An 18,835-nucleotide genomic window follows, 5' to 3' on the forward strand; every position below is an offset into this window, starting at 1 on the left:
CGGAGGCCGAGGCGCAGGGAATCGTGCGCGGGTGCGCGGGGCACTCGCGGGGCGTGCGTCCGGAGGGGTCCCCTCCGGCGGTCCGCGGCCGCTCCCCGCCCTCCCCGGGTCGTAGACTTCGGAGCCGTTCAGGAACTGCCGCAAGACGCTCGCTGGAGGTCCCCCGCCGTGGCCAATCCGCCGTTCACACACCTGCACGTACACACTCAGTACTCACTGCTGGACGGTGCGGCGCGGCTCGGTGACATGTTCGAGGCCTGCCAGAAGATGGGCATGACGCACATCGCCATGACCGACCACGGCAACCTCCACGGGGCCTACGACTTCTTCCAGCACGCCACCAAGGCGGGCATCACGCCGATCATCGGCATCGAGGCGTACGTCGCCCCGCAGTCGCGCCGGTACAAGCGCCGCGTCCAGTGGGGCCAGCCGCACCAGAAGCGCGACGACGTCTCCGGCTCCGGCGGCTACACCCACAAGACGATCTGGGCGGCGGACAAGACCGGCCTGCACAACCTCTTCCGGCTCTCCTCGGACGCGTACATGGAGGGCTTCTTCGTCAAGTGGCCGCGCACCGACAAGGAGATGATCGCCGAGTTCTCCGAGGGGCTGATCGCCTCCACCGGCTGCCCCTCGGGCGAGGTGCAGACCCGGCTGAGGCTCGGCCAGTTCGACGAGGCGCTCAAGGCCGCCGCCGACTACCGGGACATCTTCGGCAAGGGCCGGTACTTCCTGGAGCTGATGGACCACGGCATCGACATCGAGCGCCGGGTCCGCGACGGGCTGCTGGAGATCGGGAAGAAGCTGGGCATCCCGCCCCTGGTCACCAACGACAGCCACTACACCTACGAGAGCGAGGCCGAGGCCCACGACGCGCTGCTGTGCGTCCAGACCGGCAAGAACCTCTCCGACCCCGACCGCTTCCGGTTCGACGGCGCGGGCTACTACCTGAAGTCCGCGGAGGAGATGTACGCCATCGACTCCTCCGACGCCTGGCAGGAGGGCTGCCGCAACACCCTCCTGGTCGCCGAGCAGGTCGACACCACCGGCTGGTTCGAGAAGCGGGACCTCATGCCCCGCTTCCCCGTCCCCGAGGGGCACACCGAGGAGTCCTGGTTCCGCGAGGAGGTCCGGCGCGGCATGGAGCGCCGGTACCCGGACGGCATCCCCGAGGACCGGCAGAAGCAGGCCGACTACGAGATGGACGTCATCGTCCAGATGGGGTTCCCCGGCTACTTCCTCGTCGTCGCCGACTTCATCATGTGGGCCAAGAACAACGGCATCGCCGTCGGCCCCGGCCGCGGCTCCGCGGCGGGCTCGATCGTGGCCTACGCCATGGGCATCACCGACCTCGACCCCATCGACCACGGCCTGATCTTCGAGCGGTTCCTCAACCCCGAGCGCGTCTCCATGCCCGACGTCGACATCGACTTCGACGAGCGCAGGCGCGGCGAGGTCATCCGCTACGTGACCGAGAAGTACGGCGCCGACAAGGTCGCCCAGATCGGCACCTACGGCACCATCAAGGCCAAGGCGGCGATCAAGGACTCCGCCCGCGTGCTGGGCTACCCGTACGCCATGGGCGACCGCATCACCAAGGCCATGCCCGCCGACGTCCTGGGCAAGGGCATCCCGCTGTCGGGCATCACCGACCCCAGCCACCCCCGCTACAGCGAGGCGGCCGAGGTGCGGTCGATGTACGAGAACGAGCCGGACGTGAAGAAGGTCATCGACACCGCCCGCGGCATCGAGGGCCTGGTGCGGCAGATGGGCGTGCACGCCGCGGGCGTGATCATGTCCAGCGAGCCGCTGGTGGACCACGTGCCCGTCTTCAGCCCCAAGAACGACGGCGCGGTGGTCACCCAGTGGGACTACCCCACCTGTGAGTCGCTCGGCCTGCTGAAGATGGACTTCCTGGGCCTGCGCAACCTCACGATCATGGACGACGCCGTCAAGCTGGTGAAGGCCAACAAGGGCGTCGACATCAAACTGCTCGACCTGCCGCTGGACGACCCCAAGACCTTCGAGCTGCTCCAGCGCGGCGAGACCCTGGGCGTCTTCCAGTTCGACGGCGGGCCCATGCGCTCCCTGCTGCGGATGATGAAGCCCGACAACTTCGAGGACATCTCCGCGGTCTCGGCCCTGTACCGGCCCGGCCCGATGGGCATGAACTCCCACATCAACTACGCGCTGCGCAAGAACGGGCAGCAGGAGATCACCCCCATCCACCCGGAGCTGGAGGAGCCCCTCAAGGACATCCTCGACGTCACCTACGGCCTGATCGTCTACCAGGAGCAGGTGCAGAAGGCCGCCCAGGTGCTCGCCGGGTACAGCCTCGGCCAGGCCGACCTGCTGCGCCGCGCGATGGGCAAGAAGAAGCCCGAGGTCCTGGAGAAGGAGTTCGTCAACTTCCAGAAGGGCGCCCGGGAGAAGGGCTACTCCGACGAGGCCATCCAGGCCGTGTGGGACGTGCTGGTGCCCTTCGCCGGATACGCCTTCAACAAGGCGCACTCCTCCGCCTACGGCCTGGTGTCGTACTGGACGGCCTACCTCAAGGCCAACTACCCGGCCGAGTACATGGCCGCGCTGCTGACCTCCGTCCGCGACGACAAGGACAAGTCGGCGGTCTACCTCAACGAGTGCCGCCGCATGGGCATCAGGGTGCTGCCGCCGGACGTCAACGAGTCCGAGGCGAACTTCACCCCGCGCGGGGACGACACGATCGTCTTCGGCCTGACGGCCGTGCGCAACGTCGGCCAGAACGTGGTGGACTCGATCGTCGCCTGCCGCAAGGCCAAGGGGAAGTACAGCTCCTTCCCGGACTTCCTCGACAAGGTCGACGCGGTGGTGTGCAACAAGCGCACGATCGAGTCGCTGATCAAGGCCGGCGCCTTCGACAACCTGGGCCACACCCGCAAGGGGCTGACGGCGCACTTCGAGTCGATGATCGACAACGTGGTCCAGGTCAAGCGCAAGGAGGCCGAGGGGCAGTTCGACCTCTTCGGCGGGCTGGGCGAGGACGACGCCGACAGCGGCCCCGGCTTCGGGATGGACGTGCAGTTCCCCACCGACGAGTGGGACAAGAGCTACCTGCTGGCCCAGGAGCGGGAGATGCTCGGCCTCTACGTCTCCGACCACCCCCTGTTCGGCCTGGAGCACGTACTGGCCGACAAGACCGACGCGGCGATCTCCCAGCTCAACGCGGGCGACTACACCGACGGGGCGATCGTGACCATCGGCGGCATCATCTCCGGCCTCCAGCGGAAGATGACCAAGCAGGGCAACGCCTGGGCGATCGCCACCGTGGAGGACCTGGCGGGCTCGATCGACTGCATGTTCTTCCCCGCCACCTACCAGCTCGTCTCCACCCAGCTGGTGGAGGACGCGGTGGTCTTCGTCAAGGGACGGCTGGACAAGCGCGAGGACATCCCGCGGCTGGTGGCCATGGAGCTGATGGTCCCCGACCTGTCGGACGCGGCCTCCGACGCGCCCGTCACCATCACCATCCCCACGGTCAAGGTCACGCCGCCGCTGGTGGAGAAGCTGGGCGAGGTGCTCACCCAGCACCGCGGCTCCACCGAGGTGCGGGTCAGGCTCCAGGGCGCCCGCAAGACGACCGTGCTCCGGCTCGACCGGCACCGCGTCACCGCCGACCCGGCGCTCTTCGGCGACCTGAAGGCCCTCCTCGGCCCCTCCTGCCTGGCGGGCTGACACGCACCGCACCCGCCCGGCACGGGTTCGGGCGGGTGCGGCGTCTGCCGCCCGGCGGGACGCGTCCGGCACAGAGAAGGACGCCCCGCCGGGCCGTGGACCGCGCCTCAGTTGTGGCCGAAGCGCCTGCGGTTCTTGCGCCCCGCGTCCCCGGAGCCGCCCTGCGGCGACCGGGCCTGTGCCATCTCCTCGGCGGGGGTGTTCGACTGCTCCTGCGTCCGGTCGGCGGCGCCGCGCCCGTGCTGCGGTTCGCGGTCGCCCTTCTTGCGCTTGCCCATGATCTCCTCCTGTGGCGGATCTCGGAACGATGGGCCGTGGCTCAGAGCCTCGCACGCATCCGCACCGTGCGCATGTCGGACAACTACCCTCAGTAACCGGCCTTCTTGGGCGGATGATCCGTCCCGTACCGTGGACACGGGCCCCCCGCCACGCCGAGGATCGAGTCCGGGCCGAACAAGCGCGCACGGTCGGGCAGACTCGAAACGGACCCGAAAGAAACGCACCGCGCGGCCGGACGGACACCGCCGGCCGCCGCCGATCGTGCCGGTCGTACCGAGAGTGGGTGGAGCGTGGACCGCTGCGTCGTCCTGGTGGACGCCGGATACCTTCTGGGCGCCGCCGCGAGCCTCCTGGCCGGGGAACCCGCGCGCTCCCGGATCACCGTGGACCACTCCGTCCTCATCCAGGGGCTGCGCGAACGCGCCGAGGAGGACACCGGCTGCCGGCTGCTGCGCATCTACTGGTTCGACGGCGCCCCGGACCGGGTCCCCCAGCCCGAGCACCGCCGCCTGCGGGTGATGCCGCGCGTGACCGTGCGGCTCGGCGCCCTCACGCGCAGCGAGGGACGGTGGGCGCAGAAGGGCGTGGACGCCGCCATGCACGCCGAACTCACCGAGCTGGCGCGCAACCGCGCCTGCTCCGACATCGTGCTGGTCACCGGCGACGGGGACCTGCTGCCCGGGCTGATGTCCGCCAAGGAGCACGGCGTCGCCGTCCACCTGTGGGCCGTCCAGGCCGCCGACGGCGACTACAACCAGTCCGAGGACCTGGTCGCCGAGGCCGACGAGCGGCGCGTCCTGGACCGCGCGTGGATCACCCGGGCCGTCCGGGCCAGGGACCTCGCCGGGGTCTGCCCGCCCCGGCCCGACACCCGTCCCGAGATCGCCGCCATCCTCTCCGCCCCCCTGCCGGAGGCGCCCCCCTCCTCCGGAGGGGAGACCCCCGTCGCGGCCGGCGCCGGCACGGGCACGCCGCCCGGCGGACGGGTGGAGACCGCTGGCGCCCCGGCCGCCGCCCCCGGCCGGAACGGCGCCTCGCCCGCCGCGGACGAACGCCACGCCGACAGCGGCCCCGGCAGGAGCGTGCCCACCCCCAAGGACCTGGCCGGGCTCGGCCGTCCCGCCGCGCACGCCCCCTCCCCGGCCGGGGCGACCCTGCGCTGGTCCTCCGACCGGGGCTGGGTCGACCGCACCCCCGGCGAGTCCCCCGAGGCCGCCGCCCTCCCGATGCTCGCCCAGCTCACCACCGCCGAGCAGCGCTGGGCCGACCGCGAAGAGGACATCACCACGGTCAGCGGCGACCCCTACGAGGTCGGCCAGGTCTTCGCCCGCCGCTGGATCGACCGCCTCGCCACCCCCGCCCACCTGAGGACCCTCTCCGCGGAGTACCCCCGCATCCCCCACCGCATCGACGGCGAACTGCTGCGCTACGCCGCGCGTTTCGGCCTGCTGGCCCACAAGGACGACCAGATCGACGAGCGGGACCGCTACGCGATCCGCGCGGGCTTCTGGCGGGAGGTCGACGCCCGCACGGCCGGCGAACACGTACCCGCCGGAGAGTGAGGCGAACGCGGGCGCGTACCCTCGTAGCTCGTGAGGACGGGCACTCGGCAGGCGGTGGACGGAGTGGAAGCACCGGCGCGGGCCGCCGTACGCGTCCACGACCTGGTCAAGACCTACCCGGCCCGGCGCGGCCGGCGCGGCGTCCCCGGCACCCCCGCCGTACGGGCCAGCGACGGCGTCACCCTGGAGGTGCGGCACGGGGAGGTCTTCGGCCTGCTCGGCCCGAACGGCGCGGGGAAGTCCACCCTGGTCCGGCAGCTCACCGGGCTGCTGCGGCCGGACTCGGGCCGCGTCGAGGTCCTCGGCCACGACCTGGTCCGCCACCCGCGGCGGGCGGCCCGGCTGCTCGCCTACCTCGGGCAGGAGTCCACCGCGCTGGACGAGCTGACCGTGGCGCTGGCCGCGGAGACCACCGGGCGGCTGCGCGGCCTGGACGCCGCCGGGGCGCGGCGCGAGCGCGACGCCGTCCTGGAGGAGCTGGGCCTGGCGGACCTCGCCGACCGCCCGCTGAAGCGGCTCTCCGGCGGCCAGCGGCGACTGGCCTGCGTGGCGGCGGCCCTGGTGGGGGAGCGCCCCCTGCTGGTGCTGGACGAGCCGACGACCGGCATGGACCCCGTCGCGCGGCGCGCGGTGTGGGCCGCGATCGACCGGCGGCGGGCCGAGCGCGGCGTCACGGTGATCCTGGTGACCCACAACGTCATCGAGGCCGAACTGGTCCTGGACCGGGTGGCGGTCATGGACCGTGGCCGGGCGGTCGCCTGCGACACCCCCGCCGGGCTGAAGGCCATGGTCGGCGAGGACGTACGGCTGGACCTGGTGTGGCGCGACCGGCCGCCGCTGGAGGTGCCCGAGATCGCCGCCCTCCACCGGACCGCCACGGCCGCCGGCCGCCGCTGGACGCTGCGGATGCCGCCGGCGGAGGCGCGCGCGGCGGTCGCCGCCGTCACCGGCGGCCCGGCGTTCGCCGCGCTGGACGACTTCACGCTGGCCACCCCGAGCCTGGAGGACGTGTACCTGGCGCTGGGAGGACACACGGAAGGACTGGTGAAGGCGTGAGCACGGCCGCGTCGGCGACCCCGGAGGAGACCGCGGCGGAGACCGAGTCGGCGACCCCGGAGGAGACCGCGGCGGAGACCGAGTCGGCGACCCCGGAGGAGACCGCGGCGGAGGACGGGGGTGCCCGGGAACCCGTACCGGCCCCCGCGCCGCGGCACGGCCGGCCGGAGGCGGCCCCGCTCGCGCCCGGCGCGGGCCTGTGGCCCGCCACGGCGGCCGTCTACCGGGCGCAGCTCTCCCGGGCGCGGGTGGCGCGCATCCCCCTGCTGTTCGTGGCGACCTTCCAGTCCCTGGGCATCATGATCCTGATGCGCGGGGTCGTGGACGGCGGCCCCGGCGACGAGGCGCGGGCCGTGGTGGCCGGATCGAGCGTGCTGGTGGTCGCCTTCGTCGCGCTGAACCTCCTCGCCCAGTACTTCGGCCAGCTGAGGGCCTCCGGCGGACTCGACCACTACGCCACCCTGCCGGTGCCGCCCGCCGCGGTGGTGCTGGGGGCGGCGGGCGCCTACGCCTCTTTCACGGTGCCCGGCGTGGCGGTCACCGCCGTGACCGGCGCCGCGCTCTACCGGCTCCCGCTGGACGGGCTGTGGGTGCTGCCGGCGGTGGTGCCGCTGGCCGGCGCGGCCCTCGCCGGGCTCGGCGCGGCCCTGGGACTGCTCGCGCCGCGGCAGGAACTCGCCACGCTCTGCGGCCAGCTGGGCATGTCCGCCGCCCTGCTGCTGGGCGTGCTCCCGGCCGGCGGGATGCCGGAACCGGTGCGCTGGGTGCGGGACCTGCTGCCCTCGACGTACGGCGTGGAGGCGCTGGCGGCCGCCTTCGAACCCGACCCCCGCTGGGCCTCGGTCGCCGCCGACCTGGGGGTGTGCGCGGCGGTCGGGGCCGTCGCGCTGACCGCCGCCACCTGGGCGTACCGCCGCGCCGCCGTCCGCTGACGGCCCCTCCGGCGCCGAGACGGGTCCTGCCCGGCGGCCCGGTGGCCGGACCTGGCACGATGGCAGGGTGACCGCACCGACACCTCCCTCCCCGCACGACGGACCGTCCCGGTCGGCCCACTCCTACGACCCGTGGGGACCGCCGCCCGACGACGGAACCGGGACGTCCGGGGCGTCCGCGCCGGAGGAGGACGGCGGGGCCCGAGTGCGCCGGGAGGTGCGCGAGGCCGCGCTGACGGCGGTCGCCGTGGCGGTCGCCGGAGTGGCGCTCGGACTGCTGTGGCTGTGGCTGGCCCCGCGGGTGCCGCTGATCTCCGACGGCACGGCCGTCTACCTCAACGACGCCGAGGGCGAGGAGTCCGCCGGAGTCGACGGCACGTTCGCACTGCTGGCACTGGGCATCGGCGTGCTGACGGGCGCGGCCGTCTTCCTCGCACGCCGCCGGGGCGGCATCGGCGTGGTGGTCGGACTGGCGGCCGGCGCGCTGCTGGGCTCGGTGCTGGCCTGGCGGCTGGGTGTCTGGCTCGGCCCGGAGCAGGACGTGGCCGCCCACGCCAGGGCGGTGGGCGAGGGGAAGGTCTTCGACGCCCCGCTGGAGCTGAAGGCGAAGGGGGCCCTGCTGGCCTGGCCGTTCGCCGCGCTGGCGGCGCACCTGGGACTCACGGCGCTGTTCGGCCCCCGCGACCCTGAACCCGCCCCCGCCCTCCACCCAGGATGGGGACCGCCCCCGCCCGCGGCGGAGGACGGGGACGGCCGGAAGGACGCCTGACACCGGGACGCGCCCGCGCACCCGTACGGCACCGCCCGGGCCCGGGGACGGGCTCGGGACCGGACTCAGGGACGGGCGATCGGCGCCGTGACGGCGCCGGTGAGCTTCACCAGGTCCGCGGGCGCCAGTTCGATCTCCAGCCCGCGGCGCCCGGCCGAGACGCAGACCGTGCCGTGCCGCCCGGCGGAGGAGTCCACGACGGTCGGCAGCGCCTTGCGCTGGCCCAGCGGGGAGATCCCGCCGCGCACATAGCCCGTGGCGCGCTCGGCCGCGGCCGGATCCGCCATCGCGGCCCGCTTGCCGCCGACCGCCGCCGCCAGCGCCTTGAGGTCCAGCGAGCCGGAGACGGGGACGACCGCCACGGTCAGCGCGCCGTCGACGTCCGCGACGAGCGTCTTGAACACCCGCTCGGGAGCCACCCCGAGCGCCTCGGCGGCCTCCTCGCCGTAGGAGGCCGCCGCCGGGTCGTGCTCGTAGGAGTGGAGCGTGAACTCCACGCCCGCCCTGGTGGCGGCCACCGTCGCCGGGGTGCCGCCGGATGCCGGTCTCTGCTTCTTCCTGGCCACGCCCTGCACGCCTCGCATCGCTGTGGGGACCGCTCCCGGCCGGACTCGCGTCCGCCGGGGCGGCGTCAGTTCGGACTGGTCGGCAGGCGGGTGAGGTCCGCCGCCGGAACCGACGGGAGCCTACCGATCAGCGTCGTCTCGCGCCGCAGGATTCTCAGCTCGTCCGCCAGCCGGGTGGCGGTGTCCGGGGCCTGGAGGAGCCGCTGCTTGGTCGGGGTGTCCAGGACGGTCGCGGCGGCGACCAGGTACGACACCACGGAGGGCTCGTCCGGCAGTTCCTGGCCCCCGGCCAGGGTCCGCTCCCGCGCGCCGGCGAGCTGCTTCTGGTAGGCGCGGAACGCCCGCAGCACCCCGGAGGCGAGCGCGCCCGCCCCCTCGCCGTCGTCCTCCGGCAGCTCCTCCACCTCGCCGACCAGGTACGGGCCCGAGGCGTCGACCGACAGCAGCCGGAAGCGGATGGTGCCGGTGGCGAGCACCTCGTAGCCGCCGTCGCCGCCGTCCTCGCCGGGGCGCTCGCGGATGGTCGCGACGTCGGCGGCGCAGCCCACCGTGTGGAAGGCCCGTATCGGGTCGGGGCCGAACCCCGCCGCCGGACCGGCCTGGGAGAGCGCCGTCCGGTCCGGCATCCCGATCGCGGTGGGCGCCACCTCGCGGCCGTCCCGGATGGCGACCACCCCGAAGCGGCGCGGCGCGTCCTCCGGGACCTCCAGCAGGTCGCGCACCAGCGCGCGGTAGCGCTGCTCGAAGACGTTCAGCGGCAGCACCAGTCCCGGGAACAGCACGGTGTTGAGGGGGAAGAGCGGCAGTCGGGTGGTGGTCACAGTCCGCAGCCTAAGCCCTCGCCGCGGCGCGCACCGCGCCGCCGCCCGCCCGTCCCGGCCGCTCCACGCCCGCGCCGCCGGGGCCCCTCGCGCCCCGCCGCGTCCCGCCGCGCCCGCCGTCACTGCCGCCGCAGGAGCCGCGTGGCCCCGGCGGCGACCGTGGTGGCCAGCACCCAGCCGAGGAGGATCATCGCCGCGGCGGCCCACTGGTAGGCCCCCTCCGGCTTCCAGTGGGCGGCGTGGCCCAGGTCCATCACCGGCAGCAGCAGGTCCAGGACGTACAGCGGGGCGTTCCACGGCGGGGACTCCCCGGGCTTGAGGGGCTCCGGAGGGGTCCGGGCGAAGTACAGCGTCCCCGAGGCCCACAGGACCGCCATCCACAGGGCGGCCTGTCCCGGCCGGTAGCCGTAGGCGACCGTCCAGTCCTGCAGGTAGCCCCACAGCTTCGCGGCCGGCGGGAGCGTCTCGCGGCGGCGGCGCTGCTTGGCCAGCAGGACGGCGCGGGCGTCCGCGTCCTCCCCGCTGTTGCGCATCACCGCCGCCAGCTGCTCGTACGGCTCCGGCGCGTACTCCGGGGTGGCCGTCGCCAGCCACTCCAGGCGCTGGGCGAGGGTGAACGGCCCGCGGGGTATCAGGTTCTGGTAGGTGAACCCGGCCATCCACAGGCCCTCGCCCACCGGCCAGCTCTCCACCCTGTCCACCAGGTTGTCCACCGTCGCCCCCGCCAGCACCACCCGGCCCCTGGCGGGCCGCTCCGGGGTGAAGCACAGCTCCGCGGTCTGGATCCGGCGCAGCGACAGCTCCTGGTCGCGCTCCAGGTTGAAACGGGCGTCGTCCAGCACCAGGGAGTCCCCGAACTTCCCGTCGTCCAGCTTCATCCCGCCCGTGCACTCGAAGCGCTTGACGCGCCGCGCCATGTGGCTGTCGTCCCCCGGGGGCGGCCAGGCGGTGCCGTCCGGCGGGGTGGCGCCGTGGACGACCGGCAGGTGGTGCGGGCCGGAGGTGGCGAAGTGCGCGAAGTGCTCCACGGTCATCTGCGGGGCGTACAGCGCGTACTGCCCGTCGCGGTTGCGCAGGACGCTGCCGTACATGAACAGCGAGCCGCCGATCTCCGCGCCGCGCAGGCTCACCTCCCCGGAGGCCAGCATCAGACTGGCCTGGAGGTCCTGGGCGACCTGGATCCCGTCGGCGGAGAACGACCGCGTGCGGCTGCCGCTGCCGACCGTGATCTCGTTCAGCAGCAGGTCCGTGCCGATGGAGGCGTCGGTGAGCCGGACACCGCCGGGGATGGTGCAGCGCGGCAGGTGGAGGTCCCCCTCGGTGCTCATCCGGGCGGCCTCCAGCCGGGGTATGTGGCAGTCGACCAGCCGGGCCGTCACCAGGCGGCACTCGTGCAGCAGCACCTCCTCCTCGAAGCGGCACTGCTTGAACTCGACGTACGGCTCGACCGTCCCCCCGGACAGGTCCAGCCTCCCGGTGACGTACGCGCCGGTCAGCTGGAGGGAGGCGACACGCCCGAGCAGGGGAGGCGGCCCGTGCAGCAGCAGCAGGGCGACGACCCTGGCCCGCACCGTCCGCTGGGGCCCCCACTCGTGGTCGCCGTTCGGGTCGTCCAGCTCCGGCTCGCCCGAGCGCAGATCGTGTTCGCTGCCGTTGCGGAAGGCCTGCCACATGCCCCACTCCGCGGTGGTCAGCCGCAGTCCGGGAGGCGGATCCCCGCCGGTGAGAGACTCGCTCACGACGCACTTCCCCCAAGTCGCAGACGGCACCGGGTGACGCTCCGGACACTACCGGTCGCCACCGACAACAGGATTCCCCCCGGGTGCGCCCGCGTATCACGCACTGATACGGCGGACCGGCCACCCGATCACGTCTGAGACACTGGGACACGTGCTTCGATCCGTATCCATGACCCGAGTCGACCTGCGCGGCCGCGACCTCGCCGCGGACGGGGTCGACCGGGACCTGCTGCCCCGAGCCGAACTCGACGTCGAGGCCGCCCTGGAGAAGGTGCGGCCGATCTGCGACGCCGTGCACCATCGCGGCACGGCGGCGGTGATCGAGTACAACGAGCGCTTCGACGGCGTGCGGCTGGAGCGCCTCCGGGTCCCCGCCGAGGCCCTGGAGAAGGCCCTGGAGGAACTCGACCCGGCGGTGCGCGAGGCCCTGGAGGAGTCCGTCCGCCGCGCCCGGACCGTCCACCGCGACCAGCGGCGCACCGACTCCACCGTCCGCGTCGTCCCCGGCGGCACCGTCACCGAGCGGTGGGTGCCGGTCGAGCGCGTGGGCCTGTACGTGCCCGGCGGCCGGGCCGTCTACCCGTCGTCCGTGGTGATGAACGTGGTGCCCGCGCAGGAGGCCGGGGTCGGCTCGCTGGCCGTCGCCTCGCCCCCGCAGAAGGAGTTCGGCGGGCTGCCGCACCCCACGATCCTGGCCGCCTGCGCCCTGCTGGGCGTCGACGAGGTGTACGCCGCCGGCGGCGCCCAGGCCGTCGCCATGTTCGCCTACGGCACCGAGGAGTGCCGCCCCGTCCAGCTCGTCACCGGACCGGGCAACATCTGGGTCGCCGCCGCCAAGCGCCTGCTCAAGGGCCGCATCGGCATCGACTCCGAGGCCGGCCCCACCGAGATCGCGATCCTCGCCGACGACACCGCCGACGCCCGCCACGTCGCCGCCGACCTGATCAGCCAGGCCGAGCACGACCCGCTGGCCGCGGCCGTCCTGGTCACGCCCTCCGAGGCGCTGGCCGACGCGGTCGACGCCGAACTCGCCTCCCAGGTGGCCGCCACCAAGCACGCCGAGCGCATCACCGAGGCCCTGACCGGACGGCAGTCCGCCACCGTCCTGGTCGACGACCTGGACCAGGGCCTGGCGGTGGTGGACGCCTACGCCGCCGAACACCTGGAGATCCAGACCGAGGACGCGGCCTCCGTCGCCGCCCGGGTCCGCAACGCCGGCGCGGTCTTCGTCGGCCCCTGGTCCCCGGTCTCGCTCGGCGACTACTGCGCCGGCTCCAACCACGTGCTGCCCACCGGCGGCTGCGCCTGCCACTCCTCCGGCCTGTCCGTGCAGTCGTTCCTGCGCGGCATCCACGTCGTGGACTACACCCGCGACGCGCTGGCCGACGTGGCCCGTCACGTGGTCACCCTGGCGGAGGCCGAGGATCTGCCCGCGCACGGGGCGGCCCTCAAGGCGAGGTTCGACTGGAAGGTGCCCGAGGGAAAGTGACCGGCATCGACGACCTGCCCATCCGGGACGAGCTGCGCGGCCAGTCCCCCTACGGGGCGCCGCAGCTCGACGTCCCCGTCCGCCTGAACACCAACGAGAACCCCCACCCGCTGCCCGAGCCGCTGGTGGCCCGCATCGCCGAACGCGTCGCCGAGGCCGCCCGCGAACTCAACCGCTACCCCGACCGCGACGCCGTCGAGCTCCGCACCGGGCTGGCCCGCTACCTGACCCGCACCACCGGGTACGAGGTCGGCACGGAGAACGTGTGGGCCGCCAACGGCTCCAACGAGGTGCTCCAGCAGCTCCTCCAGGCGTTCGGCGGACCGGGCCGCACCGCGATCGGCTTCGAGCCCTCGTACTCGATGCACGCCCTGATCGCCCGCGGCACCGGCACCGGCTGGATCTCCGGACCGCGCCACGACGACTTCCGCCTCGACGTGGACGCGGCGCGGGCGGTCATCGCCGAGCGGCGCCCGCACGTGGTCTTCGTCTGCTCGCCCAACAACCCCACCGGCACGGCCGTCGACGCCGACACCGTGCTGGCCCTGTACGAGGCGGCGCAGGCGGCGAGGCCCTCGCTGGTGATCGTCGACGAGGCGTACGGCGAGTTCAGCCACCGCCCCTCGCTGCTGCCCCTGATCGACGGCCGCCCGCACCTGGTGGTCTCGCGGACCATGTCCAAGGCGTTCGGCGCCGCCGGGCTGCGGCTGGGCTACCTCGCCGCCCACCCGGCCGTCGTCGACGCCGTGCAGCTGGTCCGCCTGCCGTACCACCTGTCCGCCGTCACCCAGGCCACCGCGCTCGCCGCGCTGGAACACACCGACACGCTGCTCGGTTATGTCGAGCAGCTCAAGACCGAGCGGGACCGCCTGGTGGCCGAGCTGCGCGCCATGGGCTGCGAGGTCACCGAATCCGACGCCAATTTCGTGCAGTTCGGACGCTTCGACGGTCCCGGCGGGGCCCGTGCCGTATGGCAGGCCCTGCTGGACCGGGGCGTCCTGGTCAGGGACAACGGAGTGCCGGGCCGGCTGCGGGTCACCGCGGGCACCCCGGCGGAGAACGACGCGTTCCTCGACGCGATGCGCGCAGTACTGAAGGAGAACGACCGATGAGCCGCGTGGGCCGCGTGGAGCGCACCACCAAGGAGACGTCCGTCCTCGTCGAGATCGACCTCGACGGCACCGGGAAGGTCGACGTGTCGACCGGGGTCGGTTTCTACGACCACATGCTCGACCAGCTCGGCCGCCACGGCCTGTTCGACCTCACGGTCAAGACCGAGGGCGACCTCCACATCGACAGCCACCACACCATCGAGGACAGCGCGCTGGCCCTGGGCGCCGCCTTCCGGCAGGCCCTCGGCGACAAGCGCGGCATCGTCCGCTTCGCCAACGCCTCGGTACCGCTGGACGAGTCCCTCGCCCAGGTGACCGTGGACCTGTCGGGACGCCCCTACCTGGTGCACACCGAGCCGGAGAACATGGCGCCGATGATCGGCTCCTACGACACCACGATGACCCGGCACATCCTGGAGTCGTTCGTCGCCCAGGCGCAGATCGCGCTGCACGTCCACGTCCCCTACGGGCGCAACGCGCACCACATCGTGGAGTGCCAGTTCAAGGCGCTCGCCCGCGCCCTGCGCTACGCGAGCGAGATCGACCCGCGGCAGAGCGGGATCCCCTCCACCAAGGGCGCGCTGTGAACGGCGTCTCCACGCTGCTGATCTTCGTGGGGCTCTTCCTGCTCGGCGGCGCGATCTCCTTCCGGAAGCAGGGGATGCCCACGGGGGTCGTCGCGCTGCTCGGCATCGGATCCGCCCTGTCCCTGGTCGCCGGAGCCCTGCGCCTGGAGGTGTGGTCATGACGGAGAAGAAGAGGGTCGTCGTCTTCGACTACGGCTTCGGCAACGTGCGGTCGGCCGAACGGGCCCTGGCCCGGGTCGGCGCGGAGGTGGAGATCACCCGCGACTACGACGCCGCGATGAACGCCGACGGCCTGCTCGTGCCCGGCGTCGGCGCCTTCGCCGCCTGCATGACGGGCCTGCGCCGGGCCCGCGGCGACTGGGTCGTCGAACGCCGCCTCGCCGGGGGACGCCCGGTGATGGGCATCTGCGTGGGCATGCAGATCCTCTTCGCCCGCGGCATCGAGCACGGGGTCGAGGCCGAGGGCCTGAGCGAATGGCCCGGCACGGTCGGCCCGCTCAAGGCGGACGTCGTGCCGCACATGGGCTGGAACACCGTCGAGGCCCCCGGCGACTCCAGGCTGTTCGCGGGCCTGCCCGCCGACACCCGCTACTACTTCGTGCACTCCTACGCCGTGCGCGAGTGGGAGCTGAAGGCCACCCACGCCGCCATGCCCGCCCCCAAGGTCACCTGGGCCACCCACGGAGAGCGGTTCGTCGCCGCCGTGGAGAACGGCCCGCTGTGGGCCACCCAGTTCCACCCCGAGAAGTCCGGCGACGCCGGCGCTCAGCTGCTGACCAACTGGATCGACACCCTCTAGGACTTGAGGACCGCCACCCGATGAGCACCCACCGTCTCGAACTCCTTCCCGCCGTCGACGTCCGTGACGGACAGGCGGTCCGCCTCGTCCACGGCGAGTCCGGCACCGAGACCTCCTACGGCGACCCGATGGAGGCCGCCCTGACCTGGCAGCGGGCGGGCGCCGAGTGGCTGCACCTGGTGGACCTCGACGCGGCGTTCGGCACCGGCAGCAACCGCGAGCAGATCGCCGAGGTCGTCCGCGCGATGGACATCAAGGTGGAGCTCTCCGGCGGCATCCGCGACGACGAGACGCTGGCTGCCGCGCTGGCCACCGGCTGCACACGGGTCAACCTGGGCACCGCCGCCCTGGAGAGCCCCGAGTGGGTGGCCAAGGCGATCGCCGAGCACGGCGAGCGGATCGCGGTCGGCCTGGACGTCCGCGGCACCACCCTGCGCGGACGCGGCTGGACCCGCGACGGCGGCGACCTCTACGAGACGCTGGAGCGGCTGAACTCCGAGGGCTGCGCCCGCTACGTCGTCACCGACATCGCCAAGGACGGCACCCTCCAGGGCCCCAACCTGGAGCTGCTGAGGAACGTCTGCGCCGCCACCGACCGCCCGGTCGTCGCCTCCGGAGGCGTTTCCTCCCTCGACGACCTGAGGGCGATCGCCTCCCTGGTGCCGCAGGGCGTCGAGGGCGCCATCGTCGGCAAGGCCCTCTACGCCAAGGCGTTCACCCTGGAGGAGGCGCTGGAGGCGGTGTCCCGGTGACGGACCCCGCAGCGGCCGTGCCCGGCCCCGCCGGCCCGCGCCCGCCGGCCGAGGCGCGGACCGGTGCCTCCCGCGACGTGAAGGAGCGTCCCCCGATGTCCCTGGCCGTACGAGTCATCCCCTGCCTGGACGTGGACGGCGGCCGGGTCGTCAAGGGGGTCAACTTCCAGAACCTGCGCGACGCGGGCGACCCGGTCGAGATGGCCAAGGTGTACGACGCGGAAGGCGCCGACGAGCTGACCTTCCTCGACATCACCGCCTCCTCCGGCAACCGCGAGACCACCTACGACGTGGTGCGGCGCACCGCCGAGCAGGTCTTCATCCCGCTGACCGTGGGCGGCGGCGTGCGCACCGCCGAGGACGTGGACCGGCTGCTGCGCGCGGGCGCCGACAAGGTGGGCGTCAACACCGCCGCCATCGCCCGCCCGGAGCTGATCCGGGAGATCGCCGAACGCTTCGGCAGCCAGGTGCTGGTGCTCTCGGTGGACGCCCGCCGCTGCCCGGAGGGGACGTCGACGCCGTCGGGCTACGAGGTCACCACGCACGGCGGCCGGCGCGGCACGGGCATCGACGCGGTGGAGTGGGCGCACCGGGCGGCCGAGCTGGGCGCCGGGGAGATCCTGCTCAACTCCATGGACGCCGACGGCACCAAGGACGGCTACGACATCGCCATGATCGGCGCCGTCCGCAGGCACGTCACCATCCCCGTGATCGCCTCCGGCGGCGCGGGCCGGCTCGCCGACTTCCCCCCGGCGGTGGAGGCGGGCGCCGACGCGGTGCTGGCCGCGAGCGTCTTCCACTTCGGCGACCTGCGCATCGGCCAGGTCAAGGAGACCCTGCGCGAGGCGGGCCACCCGGTGCGCTGACGCGGCGCCCCGGCCGCCGCCCGCACCGGGCGGCGGCCGGGGACGTCAGCCCGCGGCCCTCCGCAGCGCCTCCCCCGCGCCGCCGGTGATCGGGTCGCCGTGGCCGAAGCAGGCGGTGTCCGTCTCCAGCGCGGCCAGGCGGCGGAAGGACTCCAGCATCCGGGCGCGGTCGAGGTTGAACACCCCCGGCATGGTGTTCCCCCCGACGTTGGCGGCGGTGTCGCCCGTGAACAGCACGCCGGGGCCGGGCAGGTGGAGCGCGATGCTGCCGTCGGTGTGCCCCGGCACGGCCACCACCCGGGCGCCGCCGCCGAAGTCCAGCACGTCGCCGTCCTCCAGCTCGCGGTCGACGCGGCACGGCGGGGCCGGGGGGAGGTCGGGCAGCCCCTCGTACAGGGCCCGCTCCCAGTCGGGCGCGTCGGTGAAGTCCGGCGGCGGGCCGGGCACCTCGCCCCGGACGACGGGGGCCTCCAGCCGGTGCGCCATGACGGTCACCCCGGGCAGGGCCGCGAGTTCGGCGGCGCCGCCGGTGTGGTCCTCGTGGAAGTGGGTCAGCACCACGCGGTCGATGTCGCCCGGTTCGTGCCCCAGCTCCCGGACGGCCGCGACGATGTCCGCCCCGGCTCCGGCGGGACCGGTGTCGATCAGCGTCAGCGAACCGTGCTCGTGCCAGAGGTACGCCTGCCCCACGGGGAAGGCGAACATGTGCAGTCCGGGCCGTACAGGGGTCGTCTCCATGCGGCCAACCTACGCGCGGCGCGGGCCGCCCCCGCCCCGCCGTCCGCCGTCGGCGCAACCCGCCCGGCGCACCGGACGGGCGGACGCACCCCTTCCGGGGGCCGCGGCCGTACCGGTCTCCGGAGCCCGGAAGAATCGGGGAGCCTCCCGCGGCGCCGCGAGGCGGAACCGGGCGCGTCACCGGACCGGGACGCGGACCGGATTCCCGGACGGCGGGACGGGAACACGCGACGGGGCGAGCCCGTGCCGCGAACGCCCGGGACGCAGCCGGCCGGCATGTCCGCGACCGTCACCGCGGGCATGCCGGCCGCCCGGGGCGTCACCGCGGCGCCGACGGCCCCGGACTCACAGCTCCAGGCCGAGCCGCGCCCCCCGGAGACGCTCGACGTCCTTCTCGCCGCCCTCCAGCTCCACCCGCGCCGCGTCCTGCCGGCCGGAGACGAAGACCAGCAGCTCCGAGGGCTCGCCCGTGACGGTGACGACGGGCGTGCCCCTGTGCGCCACCGTCACCTGGCCGTTGGGGCGGCGCAGCACCAGACCGACCGGGGACCGGCGGCCGTAGAGACGGGCGGCGGTCTCCAGCCGCCTCCACAGGGCGTCGGCGAAGACCGGATCGATCTCCCTGGGGGTCCAGTCCGGCTGCGCGCGCCGGACGTCCTCGCCGTGGAGGAAGAACTCGACGGTGTTGGCCGCCTCGTCGACCTGCTTGAGGGTGAAGGGCGACATCCTCGGCGGCCCGGTGCGGATGAGCTGGATCAGCTCCTCGTAGGGCTTGGCGGCGAACTCGGACCGCACACGCTCCGTCCGGGACTGGAGCGCCTTGACCAGCATGCCCCCGACCGCGTCCGCGCGGCGCTCGCGCACCACGACGTGGGCCGCCAGGTCCCGGGTCCGCCAGCCCTCGCACAGGGTGGGCGCCTCGGGCCCGGCGCTCTCCAACAGATCGGCCAGCAGAAGGCGTTCGCGCCTGGCGTGGGTCGACATGTGATCAGCCTACGACCGCGCCCCGGCCCGCGCCACGGCACCGCGCCGCCGCCGGACCGTCCGGCGGCACGCC

General features: G+C 73.8%; 18 protein-coding genes. 12 read left to right on the forward strand and 6 right to left on the reverse strand.

What is annotated here, in order from left to right:
* Positions 1–168 precede the first annotated feature (168 nt).
* A complete protein-coding gene (gene dnaE, locus ABD358_RS25380) occupies positions 169–3,711 on the forward strand; it encodes a DNA polymerase III subunit alpha (RefSeq protein ID WP_344633475.1) in 3,543 nt (1,180 codons plus the stop codon).
* Positions 3,712–3,818: 107 nt separating this feature from the next.
* On the opposite strand, the gene ABD358_RS25385 is transcribed toward dnaE, so the two are convergent.
* Positions 3,819–3,989, reverse strand: coding sequence for a hypothetical protein (locus ABD358_RS25385; RefSeq protein ID WP_344633476.1), 171 nt, complete (start codon positions 3,987–3,989; stop codon positions 3,819–3,821).
* A 291-nt stretch (positions 3,990–4,280) separates the two neighbouring features.
* Here ABD358_RS25385 and ABD358_RS25390 point away from each other — a divergent pair, with 291 nt between their 5' ends.
* The 4 genes from ABD358_RS25390 to ABD358_RS25405 all read left to right on the forward strand — a co-directional run bounded on the left by ABD358_RS25390 (position 4,281) and on the right by ABD358_RS25405 (position 8,309).
* Positions 4,281–5,552, forward strand: a complete 1,272-nt coding sequence (locus ABD358_RS25390) for an NYN domain-containing protein (RefSeq protein WP_344633477.1) — start codon at positions 4,281–4,283, stop codon at positions 5,550–5,552.
* Between the two features lie 30 nt (positions 5,553–5,582).
* Positions 5,583–6,608, forward strand: a complete 1,026-nt coding sequence (locus ABD358_RS25395) for an ABC transporter ATP-binding protein (protein WP_425576423.1) — start codon at positions 5,583–5,585, stop codon at positions 6,606–6,608.
* On the forward strand, positions 6,605–7,540 hold the full coding sequence (locus tag ABD358_RS25400) for an ABC transporter permease (protein WP_344633478.1): 936 nt from the start codon (positions 6,605–6,607) through the stop codon (positions 7,538–7,540). Before ABD358_RS25395 ends, ABD358_RS25400 begins: the two co-directional genes overlap by 4 nt.
* Before the next feature lie 67 nt (positions 7,541–7,607).
* On the forward strand, positions 7,608–8,309 hold the full coding sequence (locus ABD358_RS25405; RefSeq protein ID WP_344633479.1) for a DUF2567 domain-containing protein: 702 nt from the start codon (positions 7,608–7,610) through the stop codon (positions 8,307–8,309).
* A 65-nt stretch (positions 8,310–8,374) separates the two neighbouring features.
* Here ABD358_RS25405 and ybaK read toward each other — a convergent pair whose 3' ends face one another.
* The 3 genes from ybaK to ABD358_RS25420 all read right to left on the reverse strand — a co-directional run bounded on the left by ybaK (position 8,375) and on the right by ABD358_RS25420 (position 11,435).
* Positions 8,375–8,893 (reverse strand): Cys-tRNA(Pro) deacylase, encoded by a 519-nt coding sequence (ybaK, locus tag ABD358_RS25410; RefSeq protein WP_344633480.1) that lies wholly within the window; start codon positions 8,891–8,893, stop codon positions 8,375–8,377.
* Positions 8,894–8,940: 47 nt separating this feature from the next.
* Positions 8,941–9,696 (reverse strand): LON peptidase substrate-binding domain-containing protein, encoded by a 756-nt coding sequence (locus tag ABD358_RS25415; RefSeq protein WP_344633481.1) that lies wholly within the window; start codon positions 9,694–9,696, stop codon positions 8,941–8,943.
* Positions 9,697–9,815: 119 nt separating this feature from the next.
* A complete protein-coding gene (locus ABD358_RS25420; protein ID WP_344633482.1) occupies positions 9,816–11,435 on the reverse strand; it encodes an oxidoreductase in 1,620 nt (539 codons plus the stop codon).
* 169 nt (positions 11,436–11,604) lie between these two features.
* On the opposite strand from ABD358_RS25420, the gene hisD reads away from it, so the two are divergent.
* The 7 genes from hisD to hisF all read left to right on the forward strand — a co-directional run bounded on the left by hisD (position 11,605) and on the right by hisF (position 17,040).
* The gene (hisD, locus tag ABD358_RS25425) at positions 11,605–12,924 is read left to right on the forward strand and encodes a histidinol dehydrogenase (RefSeq protein ID WP_344633483.1); all 1,320 of its coding nucleotides are present in this window, start codon (positions 11,605–11,607) and stop codon (positions 12,922–12,924) included.
* Positions 12,921–14,036: a histidinol-phosphate transaminase gene (locus tag ABD358_RS25430; protein WP_344633484.1), complete on the forward strand. Its 1,116-nt coding sequence runs from the start codon at positions 12,921–12,923 to the stop codon at positions 14,034–14,036. The genes hisD and ABD358_RS25430 overlap by 4 nt, the downstream gene beginning before the upstream one ends.
* Complete coding sequence (gene hisB, locus ABD358_RS25435; protein WP_344322846.1) at positions 14,033–14,623, forward strand: imidazoleglycerol-phosphate dehydratase HisB; 591 nt, start codon at positions 14,033–14,035, stop codon at positions 14,621–14,623. Before ABD358_RS25430 ends, hisB begins: the two co-directional genes overlap by 4 nt.
* A complete protein-coding gene (locus ABD358_RS25440; protein WP_344633485.1) occupies positions 14,620–14,784 on the forward strand; it encodes a hypothetical protein in 165 nt (54 codons plus the stop codon). Before hisB ends, ABD358_RS25440 begins: the two co-directional genes overlap by 4 nt.
* Positions 14,781–15,422 (forward strand): imidazole glycerol phosphate synthase subunit HisH, encoded by a 642-nt coding sequence (gene hisH / locus ABD358_RS25445; protein ID WP_344633486.1) that lies wholly within the window; start codon positions 14,781–14,783, stop codon positions 15,420–15,422. The genes ABD358_RS25440 and hisH overlap by 4 nt, the downstream gene beginning before the upstream one ends.
* A 20-nt stretch (positions 15,423–15,442) precedes the next feature.
* Positions 15,443–16,174, forward strand: coding sequence for a bifunctional 1-(5-phosphoribosyl)-5-((5-phosphoribosylamino)methylideneamino)imidazole-4-carboxamide isomerase/phosphoribosylanthranilate isomerase PriA (gene priA, locus ABD358_RS25450; protein ID WP_344633487.1), 732 nt, complete (start codon positions 15,443–15,445; stop codon positions 16,172–16,174).
* A 95-nt stretch (positions 16,175–16,269) separates the two neighbouring features.
* Positions 16,270–17,040 (forward strand): imidazole glycerol phosphate synthase subunit HisF, encoded by a 771-nt coding sequence (gene hisF, locus ABD358_RS25455; protein WP_344633516.1) that lies wholly within the window; start codon positions 16,270–16,272, stop codon positions 17,038–17,040.
* A gap of 45 nt (positions 17,041–17,085) precedes the next feature.
* Here the strand turns inward: hisF and ABD358_RS25460 are convergent, their stop codons facing one another.
* Together ABD358_RS25460 and ABD358_RS25465 are read right to left on the reverse strand one after the other, a co-directional pair.
* A complete protein-coding gene (locus ABD358_RS25460) occupies positions 17,086–17,778 on the reverse strand; it encodes an MBL fold metallo-hydrolase (RefSeq protein ID WP_344633488.1) in 693 nt (230 codons plus the stop codon).
* 345 nt (positions 17,779–18,123) lie between these two features.
* Entirely contained in the window at positions 18,124–18,762 is a 639-nt protein-coding gene (locus ABD358_RS25465; RefSeq protein WP_344633489.1) for a TIGR03085 family metal-binding protein, read from the reverse strand.
* Between the last annotated feature and the right edge of the window lie 73 nt (positions 18,763–18,835).

It is taken from the genome of Streptomyces glaucosporus (assembly GCF_039533345.1).
Classification (GTDB): Bacteria; Actinomycetota; Actinomycetes; order Streptomycetales; family Streptomycetaceae; genus Streptomyces; species Streptomyces glaucosporus.

Coding starts and splice junctions, on each gene's coding strand:
- hisH (WP_344633486.1), top strand. CDS start 14,781: ATGACGGAGAAGAAGAGGGTCGTCGTCTTCGACTACGGCTTCGGCAAC.
- ABD358_RS25385 (WP_344633476.1), bottom strand. CDS start 3,989: ATGGGCAAGCGCAAGAAGGGCGACCGCGAACCGCAGCACGGGCGCGGC.
- ABD358_RS25465 (WP_344633489.1), bottom strand. CDS start 18,762: ATGTCGACCCACGCCAGGCGCGAACGCCTTCTGCTGGCCGATCTGTTG.
- hisB (WP_344322846.1), top strand. CDS start 14,033: ATGAGCCGCGTGGGCCGCGTGGAGCGCACCACCAAGGAGACGTCCGTC.
- hisD (WP_344633483.1), top strand. CDS start 11,605: ATGACCCGAGTCGACCTGCGCGGCCGCGACCTCGCCGCGGACGGGGTC.
- ybaK (WP_344633480.1), bottom strand. CDS start 8,893: ATGCGAGGCGTGCAGGGCGTGGCCAGGAAGAAGCAGAGACCGGCATCC.
- ABD358_RS25460 (WP_344633488.1), bottom strand. CDS start 17,778: ATGGAGACGACCCCTGTACGGCCCGGACTGCACATGTTCGCCTTCCCC.
- priA (WP_344633487.1), top strand. CDS start 15,443: ATGAGCACCCACCGTCTCGAACTCCTTCCCGCCGTCGACGTCCGTGAC.
- hisF (WP_344633516.1), top strand. CDS start 16,270: ATGTCCCTGGCCGTACGAGTCATCCCCTGCCTGGACGTGGACGGCGGC.